General features: G+C 48.6%; 19 protein-coding genes. 18 read left to right on the forward strand and 1 reads right to left on the reverse strand.

Translation table 11 applies throughout. The features are described from left to right. The first annotated feature begins 37 nt into the window (after positions 1 to 37). The 15 genes from HPT30_RS25700 (at position 38) to glnA (ending at position 19,437) form a co-directional block, all read left to right on the forward strand. Complete coding sequence (locus HPT30_RS25700; protein ID WP_175374146.1) at positions 38 to 880, forward strand: SPFH domain-containing protein; 843 nt, start codon at positions 38 to 40, stop codon at positions 878 to 880. An 11-nt stretch (positions 881 to 891) separates the two neighbouring features. Next, entirely contained in the window at positions 892 to 1,062 is a 171-nt protein-coding gene (locus tag HPT30_RS25705; protein WP_066373934.1) for a type II toxin-antitoxin system antitoxin, read from the forward strand. Positions 1,063 to 1,564: 502 nt separating this feature from the next. Then, a complete protein-coding gene (gene thrS, locus HPT30_RS25710) occupies positions 1,565 to 3,505 on the forward strand; it encodes a threonine--tRNA ligase (RefSeq protein WP_175374147.1) in 1,941 nt (646 codons plus the stop codon). A 343-nt stretch (positions 3,506 to 3,848) separates the two neighbouring features. Beyond that, positions 3,849 to 4,589 carry a 3D domain-containing protein gene (locus HPT30_RS25715; protein ID WP_246317449.1) on the forward strand — a complete coding sequence of 247 codons (741 nt, stop codon included), beginning with the start codon at positions 3,849 to 3,851 and terminating at the stop codon, positions 4,587 to 4,589. Positions 4,590 to 4,764: 175 nt separating this feature from the next. Beyond that, positions 4,765 to 4,911, forward strand: a complete 147-nt coding sequence (locus HPT30_RS25720; RefSeq protein ID WP_175374065.1) for a hypothetical protein — start codon at positions 4,765 to 4,767, stop codon at positions 4,909 to 4,911. Positions 4,912 to 5,252: 341 nt separating this feature from the next. Beyond that, positions 5,253 to 7,151: a methyl-accepting chemotaxis protein gene (locus HPT30_RS25725; RefSeq protein ID WP_175374148.1), complete on the forward strand. Its 1,899-nt coding sequence runs from the start codon at positions 5,253 to 5,255 to the stop codon at positions 7,149 to 7,151. Positions 7,152 to 7,318: 167 nt separating this feature from the next. Next, positions 7,319 to 8,485, forward strand: coding sequence for a cell wall-active antibiotics response protein LiaF (gene liaF, locus HPT30_RS25730; RefSeq protein ID WP_175374149.1), 1,167 nt, complete (start codon positions 7,319 to 7,321; stop codon positions 8,483 to 8,485). 4 nt (positions 8,486 to 8,489) lie between these two features. After that, entirely contained in the window at positions 8,490 to 9,572 is a 1,083-nt protein-coding gene (locus HPT30_RS25735; protein WP_175374150.1) for a sensor histidine kinase, read from the forward strand. Then, positions 9,569 to 10,222 (forward strand): response regulator, encoded by a 654-nt coding sequence (locus tag HPT30_RS25740; RefSeq protein ID WP_175374151.1) that lies wholly within the window; start codon positions 9,569 to 9,571, stop codon positions 10,220 to 10,222. Before HPT30_RS25735 ends, HPT30_RS25740 begins: the two co-directional genes overlap by 4 nt. Positions 10,223 to 11,332: 1,110 nt before the next feature. Further along, positions 11,333 to 12,991, forward strand: coding sequence for a S1C family serine protease (locus HPT30_RS25745; RefSeq protein WP_175374152.1), 1,659 nt, complete (start codon positions 11,333 to 11,335; stop codon positions 12,989 to 12,991). Positions 12,992 to 13,137: 146 nt separating this feature from the next. After that, complete coding sequence (locus tag HPT30_RS25750; RefSeq protein WP_175374153.1) at positions 13,138 to 13,827, forward strand: response regulator transcription factor; 690 nt, start codon at positions 13,138 to 13,140, stop codon at positions 13,825 to 13,827. A gap of 1 nt (position 13,828) precedes the next feature. Further along, the gene (locus tag HPT30_RS25755) at positions 13,829 to 15,295 is read left to right on the forward strand and encodes a sensor histidine kinase (protein WP_175374154.1); all 1,467 of its coding nucleotides are present in this window, start codon (positions 13,829 to 13,831) and stop codon (positions 15,293 to 15,295) included. 57 nt (positions 15,296 to 15,352) lie between these two features. Then, positions 15,353 to 16,309: a 4-hydroxy-3-methylbut-2-enyl diphosphate reductase gene (locus HPT30_RS25760; RefSeq protein WP_175374155.1), complete on the forward strand. Its 957-nt coding sequence runs from the start codon at positions 15,353 to 15,355 to the stop codon at positions 16,307 to 16,309. A 372-nt stretch (positions 16,310 to 16,681) separates the two neighbouring features. Further along, positions 16,682 to 17,728 carry a 3-deoxy-7-phosphoheptulonate synthase gene (gene aroF, locus HPT30_RS25765; protein ID WP_066373961.1) on the forward strand — a complete coding sequence of 349 codons (1,047 nt, stop codon included), beginning with the start codon at positions 16,682 to 16,684 and terminating at the stop codon, positions 17,726 to 17,728. Between the two features lie 284 nt (positions 17,729 to 18,012). Further along, a complete protein-coding gene (glnA, locus tag HPT30_RS25770) occupies positions 18,013 to 19,437 on the forward strand; it encodes a type I glutamate--ammonia ligase (RefSeq protein WP_066373963.1) in 1,425 nt (474 codons plus the stop codon). A gap of 147 nt (positions 19,438 to 19,584) precedes the next feature. On the opposite strand, the gene HPT30_RS25775 is transcribed toward glnA, so the two are convergent. Next, the gene (locus HPT30_RS25775; RefSeq protein WP_175374156.1) at positions 19,585 to 20,613 is read right to left on the reverse strand and encodes a LacI family DNA-binding transcriptional regulator; all 1,029 of its coding nucleotides are present in this window, start codon (positions 20,611 to 20,613) and stop codon (positions 19,585 to 19,587) included. A 364-nt stretch (positions 20,614 to 20,977) separates the two neighbouring features. On the opposite strand from HPT30_RS25775, the gene HPT30_RS25780 reads away from it, so the two are divergent. From HPT30_RS25780 to HPT30_RS25790, 3 genes are all read left to right on the forward strand, one after another. Further along, positions 20,978 to 22,363 carry an ABC transporter substrate-binding protein gene (locus HPT30_RS25780; protein ID WP_175374157.1) on the forward strand — a complete coding sequence of 462 codons (1,386 nt, stop codon included), beginning with the start codon at positions 20,978 to 20,980 and terminating at the stop codon, positions 22,361 to 22,363. A gap of 102 nt (positions 22,364 to 22,465) precedes the next feature. Further along, positions 22,466 to 23,359, forward strand: coding sequence for a carbohydrate ABC transporter permease (locus HPT30_RS25785; RefSeq protein ID WP_175374158.1), 894 nt, complete (start codon positions 22,466 to 22,468; stop codon positions 23,357 to 23,359). Next, positions 23,360 to 24,196 carry a carbohydrate ABC transporter permease gene (locus HPT30_RS25790; RefSeq protein WP_175374159.1) on the forward strand — a complete coding sequence of 279 codons (837 nt, stop codon included), beginning with the start codon at positions 23,360 to 23,362 and terminating at the stop codon, positions 24,194 to 24,196. Positions 24,197 to 24,211 lie beyond the last annotated feature (15 nt).

Consider the following 24,211-nt stretch of genomic DNA (forward strand, 5'->3'; position numbering starts at 1 on the left):
TTAAATATCAAATGAATATCTATTTAGGGGGATTCACATGACGGAAAAAAATCTTCGCCCGGTTAGCGGCTTTTGGGTTATTGCTCTGCTGATTCTTTGTCTGGCTGGTGGGATATACGGCTCTGTTCAGGAGTATGTTGTCGTTCCTGTCATACTGTTCGTAGCAGCAGCTGTACTGCTGACCAGTATTACGGTAGTTCAACCGAACAAGTCAGTTGTGGTGACCTTCTTCGGGCAGTACGTTGGAACGATATCTGCGAGCGGGTTATGGGCGGTTATACCGTTCAGTGGTCGTAAGACAGTCTCGCTGCGGGTTCGTAATTTCAACAGCGCCAAATTGAAGGTGAACGATGTTGAGGGGAACCCGATTGAAATTGCAGCAGTTATTGTATTTAAGGTGATTAATTCTGCCAAGGCACTCTTCGATGTCGATAAATATATGGAGTTCGTAGAGATACAGAGTGAGACAGCGCTACGTCATGTAGCAAGCAAATATCCTTATGACAACTTCAATGAAGCCGGAATGTCCTTGCGGGCTAACGCCGATGAAATTGCCAAGGAGCTGGCAAGCGAACTGCAGGACCGATTGTCTATCTCTGGCGTCGAAGTCATTGAGGCAAGGCTAACGCACTTGGCTTACTCGACTGAAATTGCCAGCACGATGCTTCAGCGTCAGCAGGCGTCGGCGATTCTGTCCGCACGGCAGATCATTGTTGAAGGTGCTGTGGGCATGGTGGATATGGCAATCAAGCAGCTTAAAGAGAGCGGTGTAGTAGAACTGGATGAAGAACGCAAAGCGGCGATGATTAATAATTTGATGGTGGCGATCGTGTCCGAGCGTGGAGCTAGCCCGGTCATTAACGCTGGCTCGTTGTATTAAGGCGGTATATTATGGCGGCCAAGAAAAGCTTTCCGCTGCGGATTGATCCAGAGCTGCATGAAGCGCTGGAGCGATGGGCAGGGGAGGAGTTCCGCAGCGTAAACGGACACATCGAGTATCTGCTGCGTGAGTCGTTGAAGCGTGCTGGTCGCTTGCCCCAAAAGAAACGCCGCGAAGAATGATTCTGATTCGGGAAGTGCGGCGGCTGGCAGCATCAATAATGATTTTCTCATGTATAACAAGGATGGGCTTCTTCTGGCTTGACTGCCAGGGGAGGTCCGATTTATAATTTACTGGTAAATTCACGCGAACAGCTTTGACAAAGATATGGACCAATAGCTTTGGACCGTCCAGAGAGAGGAAACAATGGCTGCAAGTTCCTCCGGTATCCGGCTTTTGATTTACCCCTTTGTAGCTGCGGTTATGAACTCCCGCGAACCGTCCTCTGGACAAGTCTTGGGACAGTAAGAATCGCCGGTTCATGGCCGTTATTCCCATGCTGACTAAGGATTCTGTCCCCAAGAAGTCGCTTTATTGGCGATAGGGTGAGGAATCGAATTTGGGTGGAACCACGGGTGCAATCACTCGTCCCTTTGCGGGACGGGTGTTTTTTGTTGCATGGAACATTTCGTTCCGTACAAGTAAGCGACCTACGGGTCTAATGATTCTTGAGGAGGAAATATAATGGCAGTAAGCATTAAGCTACCGGACGGCTCAGTCCGGGAATACGCGGAAGGCAGCACAATTGATGATGTAGCGGCTTCCATCAGCAGCGGACTCCGCAAGAACGCCGCTGCAGGCAAATTGAACGGAATCGTCGTCGACTTGTCGACCCCACTTCAGGAAGGGGCGCTGATAGAGATCGTGACCCTGGATTCGCCGGAAGGTCTCGAAGTGATGCGTCACAGTACTGCGCATTTGATGGCTCAAGCAGCTAAGCGCCTGTTCGGAGCTAAAGAAGTCAAGCTGGGCGTAGGTCCAGTCATTGAAGATGGCTTCTATTATGATATGGATTTGGAACATCCGCTTAATCCTGAGGATCTGCTCAAGATTGAGAAGGAAATGGAGCGTATTGTTAACGAGAATCTGCCGATCGTGCGCAAAGAGGTTAGCCGTAAGGAAGCACTCGATATTTTCGGAGACCTGGGTGATCCTTACAAGCTGGAACTGATTGAGGCGCTGCCTGAGGATAGCATTATTACGATCTATGAGCAGGGCGAGTTCTTTGACCTGTGCCGTGGTCCGCACGTACCGTCCACTTCTAAGATCAAAGTCTTCAAGCTGATGAGCGTTGCTGGTGCATACTGGCGCGGAGACAGCAAGAACAAGATGCTGCAACGCGTGTATGGCACAGCATGGATCAAGAAAGCTCAGTTGGATGAGCACTTGCGTCTGCTCGAGGAAGCGAAGAAACGCGATCACCGTAAGCTAGGGAAAGAGCTGGAGATTTTCACATTCAATCAGCTCGTTGGTCAAGGTCTGCCAATTTGGTTGCCTAAGGGTGCCAAGCTGCGCAGCATTCTTGAGCGTTATATTGTCGATCTTGAAGCCAGCTTGGGCTACCAGCATGTATACACTCCAGTACTGGGAAATGTAGATTTGTACAAGACCTCCGGTCACTGGGAGCACTATCAAGAAGACATGTTCCCTAAGATGACTATCGACAACGAAGAGTTCGTTCTTCGTCCGATGAACTGTCCGCACCATATGATGATCTATAAGAGCTCTATGCACAGCTACCGTGACCTTCCGATCCGTATCGCAGAGCTGGGTATCCAGCACCGCTACGAGATGTCTGGCGCTCTGACTGGTCTTCACCGTGTGCGTTCAATGACCCTGAATGACTCCCATATTTTCTGTCGTCTGGATCAAATCAAAGGCGAATTTATTCGTGTAATTGAGCTGATTCAGCAGGTATACAAGGATTTCGGCATCAACGATTACCGTTTCCGCTTGTCTTACCGTGATCCGAAGGATACTGAGAAATATTTTGCCAATGATGAAATGTGGGACACCGCTCAACGTATGTTGCGTGAAGTTGTAGAGGAAGCGGGTCTGCCATTCTACGAAGCTGAAGGCGAAGCGGCGTTCTATGGTCCGAAACTCGACGTACAAATCAAGACTGTGCTTGGCAAAGAAGAAACATTGTCCACAGTCCAAATTGACTTCCTGCTGCCAGAACGCTTTGAATTGGAGTATATTGGCGATGATGGCCAGAAGCACCGTCCGGTAGTATTGCACCGTGGTATTCTGGGTACGATGGAGCGTTTTGTCGCATTCCTGCTGGAGAATTTTGCGGGTTCCATGCCACTCTGGTTGTCGCCTGAGCAGGTTAAGGTTATTCCGGTCTCCACTGCATTCGATGACTATGCCAACGAAGTAACCGATAAGCTTCGCCGCCGCGGAATTACAGCCGTTGCGGACCTGCGCAACGAGAAGCTGGGCTACAAGATTCGTGAAGCACAGCTGGAGAAGCTGCCTTACATGTTCATTGTGGGTGAGAACGAGATGAATGCTGGTTCCGTCTCAGTCCGCAAGCGTGGTGAAGGTGACCTTGGAGCCAAGCCGGTTCAGGAAGTCATTGAACTGCTGTCCCAGGAAATCGCTGATCGTGTTATTTCCTAAGATCAACAAGCTAATCTAACTACCAAGTATAAGAAGAACAAAAGAAAGTAACAAAAAGCAAGAAGGAACGAAGGGGAAAGTTTGGAACTGTAGGAGCGTAGCGCTCGCATTTGTCAGCAGATTTCAACTGCTAGAGGCAGTTTAATCAAAGAAATCTGAAGACAACAGCGACCGGAAGTCCAAACATTCCACCGTAGTGACGACCCAGCCTTACGTTAGGATCTTAAGTTCGTCTTATATAAAAAACCTCTGAATATATGCCCGTGGGCGACAGTTTTACTGTTCCCTACGTATAAAATTTTGAGAATAGGGAAACCTTCGCTAATAGGGGGAGGTTTATCTTATGAACAAAATGGGCATGTTTCAGAGGTTTTGGTGTTTAATCGTCACTGCAGCGCTTCTGCTGGGCGTAGCCGGAATATACCCGGAGTCACGGCAAAAGGCAGTGCAAGCAGACGGTCTGAGTCCTGGAATCCAGACCGCCCGTGCGACAATATATTCGAACGAAGTCTACACACCACCGGTAACGGCACCACCTACGCAGCGGGATGCTGTACAAGTTCCTAAGGCTTCAACGCCGCCCGTAACGCAGAAGAAGGGTAGCGAGGCTCCAGCGAAGGCGCCCGCATCCGTACCTGTAGCAGCACCAGCAAGAGAGCAGATTATTACGTCAATGAAGGTCACAGCAACGGGTTATACCGCAGGGTACGAATCGACCGGGAAAACCGCCAAGCACCCGGAATATGGAATTACATATTCTGGTGTTAAAGTTCGCCGCGACAAAAATACGATTTCAACGATAGCAGCGGACCCTAAAGTGCTCCCGCTAGGCAGCATCCTCTATGTTCCTGACTATGGCTATGCTGTGGTAGCAGATACAGGTTCTGCGATTAAGGGACGGAAAATCGATCTTTATTTTGCCACTACCAAGCAGGTCTACAAGGAATGGGGTAAAAAAACAGTGGTGGTGCATGTGATCAAGCGGGGTAATGGAAAATGTACAGAAGCTATGCTGAAGAACCTCAGCCATGCGATCCAAACTTACAATTCCGTTCCGCCAAATCTGCTGGAAGAAGTCATCTAGCATTGAGAACTGCGGCATCTGCTTCACGGTTTGAAATATAATTCACTTGGCCATGCATAATCTATGCGGCCATTTCCCATAATACGGACTGGGGCAATGATTCATTGCCTCGTCCGGACCAACCTCACTGGCCTGGTGTAACCATGTCATGAGGAGAAAAAGGGAGGTGAATTCCGTGGCTAACTCCAAGAAACCAAAAGTTCAAGAAAACTATAAAACACCGAATGAAAAATACAATGCTGAGTTTGCGGTTGAAAATGACGGCGCAAACAGCAAGAGCAACACATCTGTTGCTAAGCCGGTTCAAAAACCGCAGCAATAATTATCTTACAGCAGACCTCTGCTGAAGAATCAGACTGCCCTCATCAGCGATAAAGCTGCCGGGGGCAGTCTTTTTATTATGAAATCTGTAGGGAAGATAATTTTCAACCTTAAAAGTATATTTTAACCAATTTAAGTGTTAATATTGATAAAAAAGAAATATTTTCTTCAAGCCCAAACATTCCACCATAGTGACGACCAGGCCTTGCGTTCGGATCTTAAGTTCTTCTTGTATAGTACATATAAAATAAGCGAAGAAAGGGTTTTGTCCGTATGAAGAAGAGGCATTTTAGATTAACTGTGAGAGTAAAATTAGTGGTCTCTTTCATTGGAGTAGTAATTGTGCCCTCGCTGATCATTGGTACGATGGCTGCGCAAAGCTCCAGGAACCATATGCGCCAGCAAATGCTGAATAGTGCGCAACAAAGTGTGGAGACGGTTAATTCAATTATCAGTCACAGCATCGAGTCGAAAAAAAGTGATGTTGATTTCATCACTAGGACACTGGAAGGTTCTACGCTGCAAGGTCCGGCTGCTCAGAATCTGGTCCCCATGCTGGAACAATATCTGGGACTGAACCCAGACATCAATAATGCATACATAGGCACCGCAGAGGGTGCAACCATTCAGGGCAGCGGGACAGAACGTTTGAACAATGATCCTCGTGAACAGGATTGGTACAAGTCTGCCTTGGCAGACCCTGGTCAAATCAGCCTTACTCCCGTTGTGCTGGATGCCAAAGGCAGCCCAGAGATCATTATGTCGAAAGCGGTTGCAAATGGCGCAGGAGTGTTAGGTGTATCCCTTAACCTCGACGCGATCCGAACGGAGTCCAGCATTACAATAGGCAAGGAAGGATATGTCATCGTGCTGGACAGCAACAAAAAGATAGTGGTGCATCCTAACCTTAAAACGGCTGAACCAGGTGGAGCCAGCTACACGGAGCAGATGTTTGCCGACAAGAGTGGGAACTTTGAGTATTTGCTGGATGACCGGGAGAAGGAAATGTTCTTTACGACCAATGAGCTGACTGGCTGGAAAATAGGGGGAACACTCTACGTCAGTGAGATGAACGCGGGTGCCGAGGCTATTAAGAAAACAGTGAATATTACGATTGCCATCATTTTGATTATTATGATCACTGTTAGCCAGTTTATTGTCAGCACCATCATTCGGCCTCTGAACAAGCTCAAGTCAGCTGCTGAACGGATCAGCAAAGGTGATCTGACGGAAAATGTGGATACCCGAAGAAAGGATGAGTTTGGAGACGTGGCCCGTAGCTTTCAGAACATGGTTGATAATCTGAGAGCAATGATCATGGGTGTTCAGGAAACGACGGATTTGGTATCGTCGTCCGCTGAGGAGCTGGCCGCTGGCGCAGAGCAGACCAATCAGGCTATAGAACAGGTTAGTGTGGCGGTACAGTCGCTGTGTACGGGCAGCGAGCGTCAGGTCGAGCGTGTGCAAAAGGGAGCGCAGAGTATGGAGTACATGGCAGCGGAAATTGGGATATTGTCGAGCCGCATGCAGGAGGTATCAGCCGGGATGATCCAGACCTCTGCGGCGGCCACAGATGGTAACGCAGCGGCAGAACAGGCGGTCCAACAAATCCACCGTGTGCAGGAGACTGTGGAGCGGCTTGACGAGGTTGTCTTCAAACTGGAGGAACGCTCGTCGGAGATTGGGAGTATCGTGGATGTAATTACCGGCATCTCCCGGCAGACCAATCTGCTGGCACTTAACGCCTCCATTGAGGCAGCCCGTGCCGGAGAGCTGGGCCGGGGGTTCGCAGTGGTTGCCAATGAGGTGCGGAAGCTGGCTTTTAACTCGGAGGAATCCGCCTCCCGAATCAGTGAATTGATACAAGCAGTCAAGCAGCATGTTGAGGAAGTGGCAACGGAAATGCAGCATGCGAAGGAGAAAGTGTCCGGCGGAATCGAAGCGGTCAGTCTGTCCGGCTATTCTTTTGCCGAGATTACAGGAACTGTGAACCAGTCGGCTTCAACCCTGGGAGAGCTTGCCAAGGCGGTAGAAGCTATGACCCATGAAGTAGCGGGGGTGACAGAGCATATGGAACAGATTCGGAGCATCTCTAAGGAATCTGCCGGTATTACGGATTCTGTCTCAGCAGCTACTGAGGAACAGCTTGCGTCTACAGAGGAGATAACCTCTTCTTCCGTAGGTTTAGGCCAGATGGCAGAACAGTTGCGGCTGCTTGTGCTCCGTTTTAAGATTCACTAAGATCAACTACAACCTGTAATTAGATGTAATATAATCCCATATTCCTCGGTCTTGAGGCTGAGATGCTTTTCCTTCTCCCGCCGCTGTACCAAGACCTTGTCTTCCTGTAGACTGAGGTCATAAGGTTAGCGAAGAATGTAAATTCATTTAAAAGGGGGAAGTCAAGTATGAAACGAAGAATTTCGAGCCAGATCCTGAGCGGGCTAGTGCTCATCGTTATCGGCGGCATGTTTTTGCTGAGGCAGATGGGATATACCAGTTTTAGCATAGGGTATCTAATCTCCAACTTCTGGCCGGCCATTCTGATTTTTTTGGGCTTGCAGCGTCTGCTGTCCACCGGCGATTACAGCTCCAGAGGTTCATCCGCAATTGGCGGACTATTTTTTCTGGCGATAGGCGTCTATTTCCTGGGACGAAATCTGGGTTGGTTTTACCTGTCGGCCGGTGATTTTTTCAAAATGTTCATTCCGGTGATGCTGATCGGCGGCGGGCTGTATGTTATTTTCAAACCGCGCAGGAATGATCCTCCTGTGCCACCACCGCCGCCATCGCCACCGGATTTCTTCCCACCAGGCAAGAAAACGGTCGATGTAGAGCCTCCACAGCCGCTGGAGTCGACACTAGATGAACAGTTTGAGCAGAAATTCGGCAAGCCCTTTGGATCGTCATCCTTTGAAGACCCAAAGGCCTCTTCTGAACGAAAAAACTGGGATCAGTACCCGCAAAATGATGACGAGGAGGATGGGCCTCGCTTCAATTCTGCCTTCGACCGCTTGAAAGATAAGCATGAGCGTCATTTGAACAAACACTATGACCGTCAGGAACGTCATGCACGCAGATTTCAGGAGCGCCAGGAACGCCATGCCCACAGAGACCAGGAGCGCCAAGAACGCCATGCTCGCAGACATGGAGAATGGGACGAGGAGTATGACCATCACCATCACGGCAGCAAGGATTCGACAAACCGTTCAGCTTTTATCGGCGATATTCATATGGGCCGCGACCATTTTCAACTTAAGCACACGAACATTTCGCAATTCATTGGCGACACCGTCATTGATCTGACCAACGCGCAGATTGCCTACGGAGAGACCAAGATCAACATCTCGGCCTTTGTCGGTGACATTAAGGTATTTATTCCCGATGATATGGATTTGGGCGTTTCGGTTAACAGCAGCTCCTTCATCGGGGATATGCAAGTGCTGGATGAATCTCGTAGCGGGTTCATGAGCAATGTTCAGTTCAAGACGCCATATTATAAGGAACGCGGCAAAAAAGTCCGGATAACCGTCAGTGCTTTTATCGGAGATGTTAAAGTGAAGTCGGTGGGCTAGGAAGATGGGAACGATACTTCATAATACGAAATGGGTGTTGTTGCTCTATTTTCTGCTCAGCGGCGGAGTGTCAGCCGGACTGGTGTATGCGGGAACCTGCCTTGGTTATATTGAGGTCGTGGACTATCGGATGTGGTTGTATCTTACACTCGGAATAATACTGTTCACGGTCATTGTAGGCTATATGGCCGTCCAACGTATCCAGCGCCGGATTGATCATCTCGATCTGAATATGTTGCAGGTAGCAAAAGGGAACCTGTCTGTACGGATGCCGGAGAGTGACGATCAGTCTTTTGCCAGAGTGTATCATGAATTTAATGTGATGATGGATGCGGTGGAGAACAAGATGAAGCTTCTGCAGCGTCTTGGAGAGCAGGAAGTCATCGAGAAGGAAAAGGCAGCGGAGAGTGCGGTATTGGAGGAACGACGGCGGATGGCCCGTGATTTGCATGATACGGTGAGCCAGCAGCTGTTCGCGATCCATATGTCCGCTTCTTCGCTGCCTAAAGTGCTGGAACGCAACCAGGCGCATGGGCAGACTGTGATGGATCAGTTGATTACGATGTCTCAAATGGCGCAGAAGCAGATGCGTGCGCTGATCGCGCAGTTACGCCCGGTGGAGCTGGAGGGACGAAACCTGTTCGAAGCGCTGGAAAAATGGTTTCCTGATTATTGTCGTCAAAATGGCCTCAAAGGTATAAAGGAGCTTGAACTGCAGGGAGAGTTATCCGAAGCGATAGAGCATCAGCTGTTCCTGATTATTCAGGAGGCGATGGCGAACATCGTCAAGCATGCGGATGCGCGTCTTGTCAGTCTGTCACTACGTGAAGGGCCCCGGCAGGTTGTGCTAAGTATCAGTGACGACGGTCAGGGCTTTGAGCATGTCCAGCAAAAGCAGGGTTCGTACGGACTTACCACGATGCGCGAGCGTGCGGAGAAGCTGGGCGGCCAGGTGGAGATTATTAGCCGCAAAGGTGCAGGAACGACCATTCGCGTACATATTCCCAAGTTCATCCAGGGTGATGAGGGACGGCAACTGCCGAAGGTCTCCGGCACTGAATATCGGGAAGAGGAGGACGGGATATGAGCGCCATAAAAGTACTGCTGGTGGATGATCATGATATGGTTCGGATGGGCCTCAAAACTTATCTTATGCTGGAGCCAACCTTCGAGGTCATTGGCGAAGCTTCTAATGGACAGCAAGCGCTGGAGATGCTGCGTGCCGGCGGTGGACAGGATCTTCCTGATCTTGTGCTAATGGACCTGATGATGCCGATTATGAACGGGGCGGAGACGACCAGAGCTGTCTTGTCGGAGTTTCCTGGGCTCAAAATCGTCATCCTGACCAGTTTTCTGGAGGATGATCTGGTTGTAGATGCTATTGAAGCCGGCGCGGTCAGCTATGTCCTTAAGACCGTATCCGCCGAAGAGCTAATCTATGCACTACAGGGCGCTTATCGGGGCATGCCAGTGATGACCGGTGATGTGTCACAGGCGCTGACACGTGGTATTCGCCAGCGTACCGTGCAGGGGGATTCCTCCGGCCTCACCGAGCGGGAGAAGGAAGTGCTGCTGCTCATTGCCGAGGGCAAGAGCAATAAGGATATTGGCGAGGAGCTCCATATCAGCATTAAGACCGTCAAGACACATGTCAGCAACCTGCTGATGAAGTGCGAGCTGGATGACCGCACGCAGCTTGCCATTTACGCTCACCGGAAGGGCTGGGCGCAGGGGTAGTTGTGGTTGTGTTGAGGCTAAAGTTAAAGTTTAAGTGCTGAACATATGGTAGGTCAAAATTAAAGTAGAAGTGGAGAGCTTATGTTGAAGTTGTAGTTTATACTCAAACAGAATATCAGGCGTTATTCTGTAAAGTTAGGGCTTAGCTCAAAGATCTCCTATCCTCTGTACCAGGCTTCTTAATAGTGAAATGGCGCTACCTTCCCAACTAAGAGCATTTTTGTACCTTATTTTCCTTTAATATAGACAAATACGCTAAATAGAGGCATTTTTGTATCTTAATTTCGAAAAAGGTACTCTGAAAGGGTTATGATGGAAGAATTAACGTACAATATTGCACTTAATTCCGTCTATCTCCCATCTTCAGACTATTTAAGGTACAAAATTGCCGTTAATTACACTTCAGAGTAACGTCTAGGCTTTGTTTGATATATTAACACGTTTTATATTGTATCCAACTTGGACGCAAAAATAGAGAGGCACTATAAGTTGGGGGTGTGATCCAAGTTATAGTGCCTTTTTCTGTTGGGTATGGTAGCAAGCTCAAATAATTGAGCGCACCTATTCACGTTCATCACTCGTTCAACACTGTCTATAGCTGAACTAATCAGTAATTGCCACGGGCGCATGGGAACCGCGCCCGAACTATTTGTTCACTCCCTGTAGAGGGTGAGCGGGCGGGGATCAGGGCGCAAAGTTTACGGCCGCCTTTGAAATCATGTTCCACCCGCAGGGTTCTATTCAAGGAACATGATTTCAACAGCGGTGGAGCCTGAGCCCCGCCGAGCGATCCCAGCCCACATGTTATGAGCCCCGTCAGCGATCCCAGCCCACGTGCTACGAAACCCGCCAGCGATCCCAGCCCACATGCAATGAGCCCCGCCGAGCGATCCCAGCCCACATGCAATGAGTCCCATCAGCGATCCCAGCCCATATGCAATGAGCCCCGTCAGCGATCCCCCTATGTTTCCTTTTCTATTCGCCCGCACCTATCTTTTATCTGCGCTTAAATTGTTTTTAATGTGACCTTAAGGTTTAAAGTACAAAATAAGACCATGAAAACAAATTAAACCTTGCCACACGATAGGCAGGGCGCGGGAGGAAAGAAACATGGACGAGAACAAAAACAGATTTAACCGTGACAACGAACCTGAATCTGATCGGGAATGGAACAACGGTAGCAATGGCAACCAGTCCTCCGAAACAAGCTCATCATATTACTACTCTTACGGACCTTTTAAATCCTTGAATAAAGAAGAACTGGACAACGACAGTAATGTAGAACACTACAACCGGCGGGAACCGGAGCGGGTGGAGATTACACCTCCGCAGCCTGTAAGACCTCTTTCTTACAGCCCGGCGGTCCGCCCCACAGGTTATGACGGAAACGGTGGAGGCAAGGGCGGCAATGGTGGGAACGGTGATGGCGGCGGTAACGGCTGGCAATACAATCGCAAGCCGAAAAGTTCGTTTAAAACAGTGTTGGTTTCTTTTCTCGCCGGAATGATCGTGCTTTCAGGGTCGATGTACATGGCCGACCGCGGCAATTGGTTCACACCGGATACAGCAAGCTCAATTAACGGAAGCGGAACAAACACTTCTGCTTCGGCGCCGAGCGAAAGTGCTATGGCAAAACCTACGACGACAACGGCGTCCTTGGTTACTGGAAAAGGCGATGTTTCAGGCGTAGTGGATCATGTTGGCCCGGCAGTCGTCAAGATTGAGACATTGGTGAACCAAAGCTCGCGCAGCAGAGGACAAAGTATTCCGAACAGCAATGATCCGTTCTCACAATTCTTTTTCGGAGACCAGTTCGGTGGTGGTGGCTCTTCCCAGTCAGAACCGGAACAGCAATCCCCATCTGACAAGGGTTCATCCTCTCAACTGGTTCCATACGGGATTGGTACAGGTTTCATCTACGACAAGGCTGGATATATCCTGACCAACCAGCACGTTATCAACGGTGCTGATGTCATTCAGGTTACTGTGGATGGCAACACCAAACCTTATGAAGCCAAACTGCTCGGCTCCAGCAAAGATTTGGATCTGGCTGTACTGAAGATTGAAGGCAACAATAATTTCCCTGTAGTAGCACTGGGTGATTCCGATTCGCTGAAAGTCGGTTCGGAAGTTGTAGCCATCGGTAACCCGCAAGGATTCGATCATACCGTTACTGCAGGTGTGCTAAGTGCCAAGGGCCGCAGCATTGATATTAACGAAGAAGATGGCAGTGGTACAAGAAACTACAAAAACCTGCTCCAAACAGATGCGTCCATCAACCCAGGTAACTCTGGCGGTCCATTGCTTAATGTGAACGGTGAGGTCATTGGCATGAACGTAGCTGTAAGTACTGATTCACAAGGTATTGGTTTCGCGATTGCTGTGAATACAATCAAGAATGTCGTTGACAAGCTGGAAGCGAATCAGGCGATTCCGAAAGAGCCCGTTCCGTTCATTGGTGCAACCCTCATGACGATTACAGATGAAGTGGCCAAACAAATGGGTACTGATATTAAAGAAGGATCTGTAGTTGCAGATATTGTTTTCAGATCGCCAGCTTATAACGCAGACCTCCGTCCTTACGACATTATTACCGGAGTAGGCGGCAAGAAGTATGCAACCAATCAGGACCTGATCACTTATATTCAAACGCTCAAGGTTGGAGACAAGATTACGCTCAACGTTGTCCGTGACGGCAAACCATTGAACCTTGATGTTACAATTGGCAACAAGAACGATTTTGATACTACACAGAAACAACGGCAATAACAACGGCAATAACAACGGTAATAGCAAAGGCACCATACAATCAGACGGAAGGGTTCGCCCTTCCGTCTTTAATGTACAAAGATGTCTTTTTACCGATTCGCTGGTACAATATTTATATATAGAACTGGACAATGGGGGCTGTATGGATGCGACCGAATATTCTAATTATTGATGACGATGAGAAAATTATCTCCATGCTGAGGCGTGGCCTGGCTTTTGAAGGATATGATGTCAAGACAGCTGCGAATGGCGCAGACGGCTTGCGTGCGGTAATAGCAAATGATCCTGATGTGGTTATTCTTGATGTGATGATGCCACAGGTGGATGGCTTTGAAGTTTGCCGGAGGCTGCGTGAGGGTGGCAGCAACGTGCCTGTCCTGATGCTCACCGCCAAGGATGAGATCGAGCACCGGGTCAAGGGTCTTGATCTGGGTGCAGACGATTATCTGGTGAAGCCGTTTGCCTTAGAGGAACTGTTGGCCCGTGTCCGTGCGCTGCTAAGGCGTAAGAGCGAGCAGGGTAGCGGCAGTGATCAGGCGGTGGCTTATGAGGATATTACTCTTGATGTAGACTCTCGGGAGGTCACACGTGACGGCAAACGTCTGGAGCTGACCGCCAAGGAGTTCGAGCTGTTGCATCTGTTCATGCAGAACCCAAAGCGGGTACTGTCGCGTGATCTCATTATGGACAAGATTTGGGGCTATGACTACAGTGGAGAATCCAATGTACTTGAGGTATATATCGCCATGCTGCGCCAGAAGACAGAGGAACACGGTGGCAAACGATTGATCCAGACCATCAGAGGAGCAGGTTACATTCTAAGAGGTGACAACTAGTATGTCTATTAAGCTGCGGCTGACTGCTTGGTATTCGGGAATTTTGGCTGTAATGCTGTTGGGCCTATCAGCTGCAATATATGCTTTCGTGTATATAAATACTTACGGCGATTTAAAGGACCGTGTTGAAAAGCAGGTTGAGCAGCTACAGCTTCTGCCGCGCTGGGGATATGACGGTTCCTTGCTAAACGTCAATGTGATTCCTTCTCAGGCAACGCGCCTGGAGGAAGCTAATATGCTGGTGCAAATTAGTATTTATGACAGTGGGGCTATTCAGCAGTCGGATAATATGATGAGCCTGGGACTGAAATTCGATGTTCCAGATAAGAATAACATTATGCAAGAAAAGGGCTTCAAGCAGGTGACGCTTGCAGGCTATCATTTCATCATGTATCAGACGCCGTTAACGCCGCTCCCTGGTAGTGCCCCGTTGGCGGTTTTGCAAGTAGCCACACCAACCAACCAGGAAGACCGGATGATGGAGAGGCTGAAGAACATTCTAGTCGCCGGTTCCTTTGCGACCTTGGTGGCAGCCTTCACGTTCGGCTTGTTCCTGGCCCGCAAGGCTATGAGACCAATCGGCAAGGTAATCGAGGCAGCGAACGGCATCCAGACCGGAACAGATCTCAGCTCGCGCATCGAATACGACGGTCCGCCGGATGAAATCGGCAGATTGGTTCAGACCGTAAACAGCATGCTGGGGCGGATGGAGGGTTTTTATACGGAGCTGGAAGATTCCTATGCCGCGCAGCGGCGCTTCGTCTCGGATGCTTCCCATGAACTCCGAACCCCGCTGACGACGATCCGGGGGAATATCGACCTGCTGCAGAAGGTCTGGGAGATGGAGCCGGGAGCAAATCCCGCGCTCGACGATGCTGCGATCCGCCAGCTGTCTATCGAATCGGTGAAGGACATTGCGGATGAATCCAAGCGGATGAGCCGCCTTGTCGCCGATATGCTTTCTCTGGCCCGTGCCGATACCGGACGGACTTTTGACAAGGAACCGGTGGCTCTGGAGCCGATGATGATGGAAGTAGCGCGACGTGCATCCTTCTTGCCGCATCAGGCGGAATGGCAACCTGGCCCAATGTCTCACTTGAATGGCAAATACATTGTCGGCAACAAGGACTATTTGCAGCAAATGCTGTTTATTTTCATCGACAATGCCTTCAAATACACACCATCTGGTGAGGTAGTGTTTGACACTGTGTTCTATCAGAATCAGGTAGGTATTCGGATCAGCGATACGGGAATTGGAATGGATAAGGATGAGATCCCGCATATCTTCGACCGCTTCTATCGTGCGGATGAATCGCGGGGAATCACGGAAGGCATTGGCCTTGGTCTCTCCATCGCCAAATGGATTATTGACGAGCATGACGGCTCGGTTGAAGTTGTCACCCGGCAGGGAGAAGGCACCACATTTGTGATCTGGTTGCCCCTTCTCTTTGCTCCGCCGCTGGAATAGGGTATAATTTAGGAGAACTATTACAGCAGTCAACGACAGCAGAAAGCTGGTGAAGTCATGGAAGTCATCAAAATATCGCCCCGGGGCTATTGCTACGGTGTGGTCGATGCCATGGTTATGGCACGTCAGGCCGCGCAAAATCTCGATCTGCCTCGGCCGATTTATATACTGGGCATGATTGTGCATAACAGCCATGTGACCAACTCGTTTGAGGACGACGGAATTATTACCCTCGATGGCACTAATCGTCTGGATATTCTGGACAAGATCGATAGCGGCACAGTAATTTTCACTGCACATGGAGTGTCGCCGGAAGTACGTAAGGTGGCTCGGGCCAAGGGCCTGACCACTGTGGATGCTACCTGTCCCGATGTGACGAAGACGCATGATCTGATTCGGGAAAAGGTTGAAGAAGGTTATGAAATCATTTATATCGGCAAGAAGGGACACCCTGAGCCTGAGGGGGCGGTGGGTATTGCCCCGGAGCATGTGCACCTGATTGAGAAGGAAGAAGAGATCGTGAACCTCGCGATTTCTTCCTCGCGGATTTGTATCACGAACCAGACCACGATGAGTCAATGGGATATCAAGCATATTATGAAGAAGCTGCTGGAGACGTTCCCCGGCGCCGAAGTTCATAATGAGATCTGCATGGCCACTCAGGTGCGTCAGGAGGCTGTGGCAGAGCAAGCGGGACAAACCGATCTTGTCATTGTCGTGGGCGATCCACGCAGCAATAACTCCAATCGTCTGGCACAGGTATCGGAGGAAATTGCTGGCGTACCAGCCCACCGGATCTCAGACCTCTCTGAGTTGAAGACGGAATGGCTGCAGGGTGTCACGAAGGTCGGCGTCACTTCAGGCGCTTCTACACCTACCCCGATCACGAAGGAAGTTATCAATTATTTGGAGCAGTATGATCCTGAGGTTCCCGCAACCTGGGAGATCAAGCGTACTGTGAATATGGCGAAGCTGCTGCCGCCGGTTAAGAACAAGACAGCGAGCACGAACTAATCTCCTGAAATTGAACTTATAATGTTGACTAAGAGAGCGTAACACAGCGGATTCCGGCGTGTGCGCTCTTTTGTTATGGGGAGAAGGGTCTTCATTCAAACTTACAGATGTGATGATAATATTCCTTTCGCTTCCATTTCGTAATTTTCTGAATGTAGTTTCTGGCGCTTAGCTCTGAAAATTGGAGTGTTTTCAAATCGGGCTGTTTTGTGAAAATGGGCCACGACGGGTTGACGAAATAGAGATTTTCGGCTAAAATTGCTTTAGTGATTAAAAGCATAAAAGCTAAAAAGCTTAAAAGCGTCGTAGCGAAACAGAGTGCACAAACACTGACTAATAAATTACGTTAACATGTGGAAAGGAAGATTAATTATGATCGTCATTACATCGAACCAAACTCCGGAAGAGCAAGTTCAGGATATTATCAGAGTTATTGAAAAAGAGGGGTTGCAAGTTCATCTCTCCCGCGGTGCTGACCGCACCGTTATTGGTCTCATTGGAGGCGTTACACCTAAGCTGGCTGAGCATCTGCGGCAGATGAAGGGGGTAGAGAATGTTGTTAAAATCTCTAAATCCTACAAGCTGGCTAGCCGTGACTTCCACCCGGAAGATACTGTCATTGATATTCGCGGTGTCAAAATTGGCGGCGAGAACCTCGTCATCATGGGCGGCCCGTGCGCCGTTGAATCCCCAGAGCAAATCGATGAGATTGCCCGTCTGGTAAAGGCCTCTGGTGCTCAAGTGCTCCGTGGCGGTGCATTTAAGCCTCGTACAGGACCATACAGCTTCCAGGGTGTGGGCGTAGAAGGATTGACGATGATGGCGGAAGCCGGCAGACGTCATGGACTGTTGACGATTACTGAAGTCATGACTCCGGAATACGTAGATATTTGTGCGGAGCATGCGGACATTCTGCAAGTAGGTACACGTAATATGCAGAACTTTGATTTGCTGCGTAAGCTGGGCACCTGCGGGCGTCCTGTGTTGCTCAAACGCGGCTTCAGCGCGACCTATGATGAGTTGCTGAATGCAGCGGAATACATTCTGGCCGGCGGTAACCGTGATGTTATGCTGTGCGAACGCGGAATTCGTACATTCGAGACATACACCCGCAATACGCTGGACCTCTCTGCGATTCCGGTTCTGCAAAGCTTGAGCCATCTTCCGGTCATCTCTGATCCGAGCCACGGCACCGGACGTCGTGAACTGGTAGAGCCAATGTCCAAGGCATCTGTTGCTGCAGGCGCCAATGGCCTTATTATCGAAATGCACACCGATCCGGACAATTCCATGACTGGTGATGGTGTACAATCGCTATTCCCGGATCAGTTCGACAACCTGCTTAGAGACCTTGAGAAGCTTGCTCCGCTGGTTGGACGTAAGTTCTCTCCAGGGCCAGAACCTGTTGTAACTGTGTAATCTTTGCATATATCTGCTGTTCATCAGCCCGCTTATCCCGCACCACTGCTGGGATAAGCGGGCTATTTGATTTTGGCTAGGGTAAGATGTGCGGCTGGTAGGGTCTCTTTTACCAAATTCACTAAAGCGTTAGAAAATCTTACATTGGAATAAGAAATACCTGACATAAGCATTGACGATGTTAGGTATGAGATTTATAATGACGACAGCAAAAAAATTATAAAACAAGAACATTTGCATACTGTGAGCGGCTTAATGTTCGGAAACTTGGGGAGGAAAATTTCATGTCGGTTGAAAAAGTGTTGCAAACAATCAAAGAGAACAACATTGAGTGGGTGGATTTCCGGTTTGTAGATTTGGGTGGACGTGCGCATCATATTTCGTTGCCCGCTTCTGAAGTAGAAGAAGAAACTTTTGTGAATGGCGTAGCTTTTGACGGTTCATCTATTGCCGGTTTCCGCGGTATTGAAGAGTCCGATATGGTTATGATGCCAGACACGGAAGCAACATATATTGATCCATTTACTGCACACCCGACGCTCAACATCATGTGCGACATTTTTACTCCTGATGGCGAACGTTATGAGCGTGATCCGCGCGGTATCGCAGTTAAGGCAGAAGAGTTCTTGCAAAAGAGCGGTGTAGGTACTGCGGCATTCTTCGCACCAGAGTCTGAATTCTTTATCTTCGACGATGTGCGTTATGAGAGCGGCATGAACAGCTCTTCCTTCTTCGTAGATTCCGAAGAGGCAGCTTGGAACACAAACCGCAAGGAAGAAGGCGGCAACCTTGGTTTCAAGGTTGGAGTCAAAGGCGGTTATGTACCGGTAGCACCAGTAGATACCCAACAGGATATCCGCAGTGAAATGTGCCGTCTGCTTGCTGAAGTCGGTCTGCGCATTGAACGCCATCACCACGAAGTGGCAACTGCAGGTCAAGCGGAGATCAACTTCCGTTTTGACACCTTGAAGAAAACAGCTGACAATCTCATGACTTATAAATACGTTGTTCACAACACAGCTCGTCAATACGGCAAAGTAGCAACCTTCATGCCAAAACCGTTGTTCGGTGATAACGGAAGCGGTATGCACGTACACCAATCCATTTTTGACGGCGATTCTCCTTTGTTCTATGAAAAAGGCGGATATGCTAACCTGAGCGAAATGGCTCTGAACTACATCGGAGGTATTCTGTACCATGCTCCGGCGCTGATCGCTTTGACCAACCCAAGCACCAACTCGTTCAAACGTCTGGTTCCTGGCTATGAAGCTCCGGTTAACCTGGTATTCTCCAAAGGTAACCGTTCCGCTGCAGTTCGTATCCCGGTAGCTGCTGTGACACCTAAGGGTTGTCGCATCGAGTTCCGTACACCGGATTCCACAGCCAACCCTTACCTGGCCTTCTCCGCAATGCTGATGGCAGGTCTGGACGGAATCAAGAAGAAGATCAACCCGCAAGAATTGGGTTATGGTCCACTTGACAAGAATATCTATGAGCTGGAAGATGCAGACAAAGAGAAGATCCGCAGTGTTCCAGGCAGCCTGGGCGAAGCGCTTGATGCTTTGGAAGCAGATTACGAATTCCTTACTGAAGGTGGCGTATTCTCCAAAGACTTCATCGACAACTACATCTCTCTGAAGCGTTCGGAAGCTCAAGCGGTGGCAATTCGTGTTCATCCGCACGAGTACTCCCTGTACTTCGATTGCTAATCCGTTACTAATCTAATAAAAGCTTTAACCTTCAAAGCCCCCGGGATACCTCCCGGGGGCTTTTCTATCACGTAATATGCTGGAGCCCGCTCAGTGGCCCCTGTGGCTTTACAGCGGTGCAGTGGTAGTCTTCAGTCGTGATTGGCCTTATGACGGCTCAGAGGCGCCGCAGGACTCTCTAATGATCAGCTCAGGCTCAACAATGAAGGAACTGGTGCTCGACTGATTGTTGATAAGGTCATAAAGCATCAATGCAGCGAGCCGGCCGAGTTTATTTTTATTCTGCCGGATGGTGCTTAGAGAAGGTGTGGTGTACTTGCAGGCCTCGATATCATCGCAACCGATAATGGCGACCGTATCAGGTACTGAAATGTTAGCTTCTTTGAGTGCGCGCATGGCGCCGATGGCAATCTGGTCGGAGGCCGCAAAGATTGCCCGGGGCAGGCTGCCGGTAGCGATCATGCGTGTCATAGCTTCATAGCCGCTGGATTCATAGAAATTGTCCCCGTTTAAAAACCAGTTCTCATGAACTGACATTCCCAGATCCTCAATAGCTTTTCGGTAGCCGCTCTCACGCATATTTGATATTTCTGACTCCTGAGTGCTGCCCAGATAACCTAGATCACGGTAGCCTAGCAAATAGAAATGCTCTACGGCTTTGGCGGATAACTTGAAATTATCGGACATGATGTAGCCGGAGCTAGAACCGGAGAGCTTCATGTCGACACCGATGCAAGGGATCGAGCTCTGATCCAGATTGCTGATGGACGTCTCTAACTCTTGCCCGGAGAGGAGTACACATCCATCGACGTTGTAATGCCAGCACCGGGCCAGATAGTCGTTAACGCCTCCGTTTTGAAACTTTTCATTAGAGAAAAAGATAAGATCATAGCCGAGCAGACCCATTTGCTTCTTAAAGGCGTTCAGAACCTCGATGAAGAATGGATGGGTCAAATCGATATTCAGCATACCGGCAAAAATAACACCGATCAAATACGAAGATTTGCTTGATGGAGTTTTGGATGAGATGGGGGGAGTGTAGCCGGTCTCCTTGATAATCTGCAGCACCTTATTGCGTGTACTGGCAGAGATGTCAGTGTAATTGTTAATGATTTTGGAGACCGTTGAAACCGAAACGCCTGCAATTTTAGCGATATCCTTAATGTTATAGGTCATTATAGGGCCTCCTTATCTTAAATAACGTCGTATTAGGCGAAAAATCAACTGGTTTCTTCATTTTTTTTAGAGATCGAATCCATATTTACGAAAATGGTTTCGGATTTATTTTATATTTTGAATAGAAAGTAGTCAATGTCTGGAAAGCAGTTGGAGGACAAAAATGAGGATATTCTACTTGTACCAAGGGTTTTTCGAACGAAAACATGAATTCTAAATAGTCCTTTACAAAAATAGACAACGATGTAATAATGAAAATAACGAAACCGCTTTCTGGATTGTGTTTCTCTTTTTCGAGTATTTAGAAGATTTACGAAAATGTGTTTCGTTAATGTTCGAAGAATTTACTCTGGGGGGTAACAAAATGGTAAAGAAGCTTTCTGCGGTCTTGCTAAGTTCTGTTCTGCTGTTGGGGTTGACAGCATGCGGGGGCGGAAACAACGGCAATGGTGCAAGTGGGGGAGCTACGAACGGGTCTTCGAAAGAGGCAACAGAAAAACCTGCATCCGGTGAGAAGAAGGTTGTTAAGATCCTGCATTGGAAGCAAGAGAACATTAACAAAGCCATTCAAGAAATCAATAAGAAATTCGAGGAGAAATATCCTGAATACAAGGTGGAGTACACTACTACCGGACCTGATGACGAGTTCAAGCAGGCGCAAAGAGCAAGAATTACAGCTGGGGATGTGGATGTTCTCGCGGATCTTTCCGGGATGAGACTATCTCCTAAGGATTGGACACCGGGCGCGAAAGTGCCGGATTGGCAGCAGTGGATCGATTCTGGTCTGATTGCGGATCTGTCCGATCAAGCTTTTGTGAAAAACTACAATGCCAACGATATTGCCAAAGCGGGTACTTATAACGGAAAAGTATACGCCGTGCCAACTGGTAAAGTAGCGATGTCGGGATTCTTCTATAATAAAGAAATCTTCGAGCAAAACGGACTTTCCGTTCCAACGACCTGGACGGAGTTCATCAAAGTGCTTGATACCTTGAAAGATAAGAATATTACACCAATCGTCGTGGCTGGTAAAGACGTGTGGCCACTGAAACTGCCAGTCTTCGGTCTGCAAGCAAAAATCCTTGGCGGTGGTGACCAGAACAAATGGATCGAAGGCGTATGGAAGGGCGATGCGGCTTACAATGATGCCGAGGCTGTTGAGGTTCTGGATAAAATGAAGACGCTTCAGGATAAATACATCATTGACGGATTTATGGGTATCGACTATGCAACAGCACCTTCTTTCTTTGCTACTGGTAAAGTAGCGCTGATTGCTGACGGAACCTGGGATGCGCCAACTATTGCAACGGCTAATCCGGATCTGAAGTTTGGGTACTTCCCGATCCCTGCTACTGAAGATGCTGCGAAGAACAATTCGCTTGTTGGTAAATATGATGTAACCTGGTATGCCGCAGAGAAAGGCCCGAACAAAGAGGGCGCGCTGAAATGGCTGGAGTTCTTCTCCGAGCCGGATAACTACACAGCGTATGTGAAAGCGGCTGGCTTCCTGCCAACACAAGATAATGTTCAAACGGATAGTGAGTTCATCGATAAAGAGCTTTCACCCTATCTTGGCGGAGATTTTGAACTGGCATACGAAATTCTGATGATCAACCGTGTGAATGTCGGCGAGCACCTTGCTGCTGAAGGCGTACACACAGAGTACCTGGCTCCAGGCGGCGAATTCAAGACAGCCAAAGAGCTGGCGGATGTGCAACAGAAAGAATGGGAAGCGGCTGCACCTAAATAAGCAGTTTAAGTAGCAAGAATTAAACATACTGTGCAGTTTCGGGGTCTGTCCTGTGCAGACCCCGATCCTTTATTTTGAATCAGGATTAGGTGGGTGAGAGCAATGTATCCCTTCGGTAAAGGTTTAAAGCGCTATGTTCCCTTTCTGTTTTTGCTGGTGCCATTGGTGCTATATATTATTTTCTACTTCGGGCCTTCAATGATGACGGTTATTTATTCATTTACCGACATAAAGAATGTGCCAGGTAGCGAATTGAAGTTTGTCGGTCTGCAAAATTACTATGATGTATTTTTCTCCGGTAATTCAGGGGAACGTGTGGACTCTATTATACGGACGCTTTATTTCATGGTGATTGTAACGATTGTGCAGAACGGCCTGGCGCTATTGGTGGCCGTGATCATTAATCAGAAGCTAAAGGGCGATTATTTCTACCGTGCGGTATTTTTTCTACCGGTAGTTCTTGGTGTCGCGGTGGTGGCACTGGTATGGAGTATGATGTTCGATCCGCTCAGCGGTCCTGTGAACTATCTGTACAATGCGTTATTCGGCTATAAAGATATGTTCTTTGGAAGCTTTACCCATGCTTTCGGCTATATTATATTTGTACAAATTTGGATGTACATGGGCTATTCCATGCTGATCTTTCTGGCCGGATTGCAATCCGTACCGAAGGATTTGTACGAGGCAGGATATATCGACGGTACAAGTAAATGGCAGTCATTTAAAAACATTACGTTTCCGCTGATCGCTCCTTCCTTTACGGTCAATATGCTCCTGTCGATCATTGGTGCCATGTCCACCTTTGATATTATTCTGGCTACAACAGACGGACGCTTCAATACTAGAACTATGGCTTATGATGTCTACAAAGAAACCTTCCGGGGCAGTCTGGAGATGGGATTACCTTCGGCGCTTTCTGTCGTACAGTTCCTGATCATTCTTGTCTTTGTAGTGATCGCTGTAAAGCAAATGCGCAAGAGAGAGGTGGAGTACTAGATGAAAGACTCTAAGTCCACCAAAATTCTTTCTTACGCCGTTGTAGCGATACTTCTCATACTGTACATCATACCGCTACTTTTCGTATTTAACGTCTCGTTCAAGTCCTTCACAGATTACCTGCTGGACCCAATGGGGATTGTATCCAATATTCAATGGAGCAATTACAAAGATGCCTGGGTGCAAGGGAATTTCTCTAACTATTTCCTCAACAGCCTGCTGTATACGGGGGTTGCTACGGTGCTGACACTTATTGTGTCACTCTTCGGCGCTTTTCCGGTGGCACGGGGATATGTGAAGTGGAGTGGCTTTATTTATATGTTCTTCCTGCTTTCGCAGTTTCTGCCTAACCCAATGGTGGCTCAGTTCAAGCTGATGCTCGCCATGAAGCAGGAACTCGGATTTGTAGGTTACGATACAAAGCTGGGTTATATCCTGTTAAAAACAAGCGGAACCGGCATCGTCTTCATGATGTTCACCGGCTATATCAAATCTATAAGCCGTGAACTTGATGAAGCAGCAGGGATGGACGGCTGCGGCTATAACCGTTATCTGTTCCAGATTATTATGCCATTGATGAAACCAGTGATTGCCACCGGCGTCATTTTGACAGCCATCGGCATCTGGAATGACTTTGTGGGCCCGGTTATGTATTTGCCAAGCCCAGGCAATTATCCGATTACCTTCGGATTGAAGGAATTCCGCGGACAATACGGCAACAACTGGCCGATGCTGGCCTGTGGCATTATGATCGTATCTACTCCGCTGATTATTCTGTACACCTTCATTCAGAAATACATTGTCGATGGTGCGTTGGCAGGTGCGGTTAAAGCGTAAGCAGCAATACAAATG

Origin of the sequence: Paenibacillus agri (assembly GCF_013359945.1) — a bacterium.
In the GTDB taxonomy this organism is placed as follows: Bacteria; Bacillota; Bacilli; order Paenibacillales; family Paenibacillaceae; genus Paenibacillus_AQ; species Paenibacillus_AQ agri.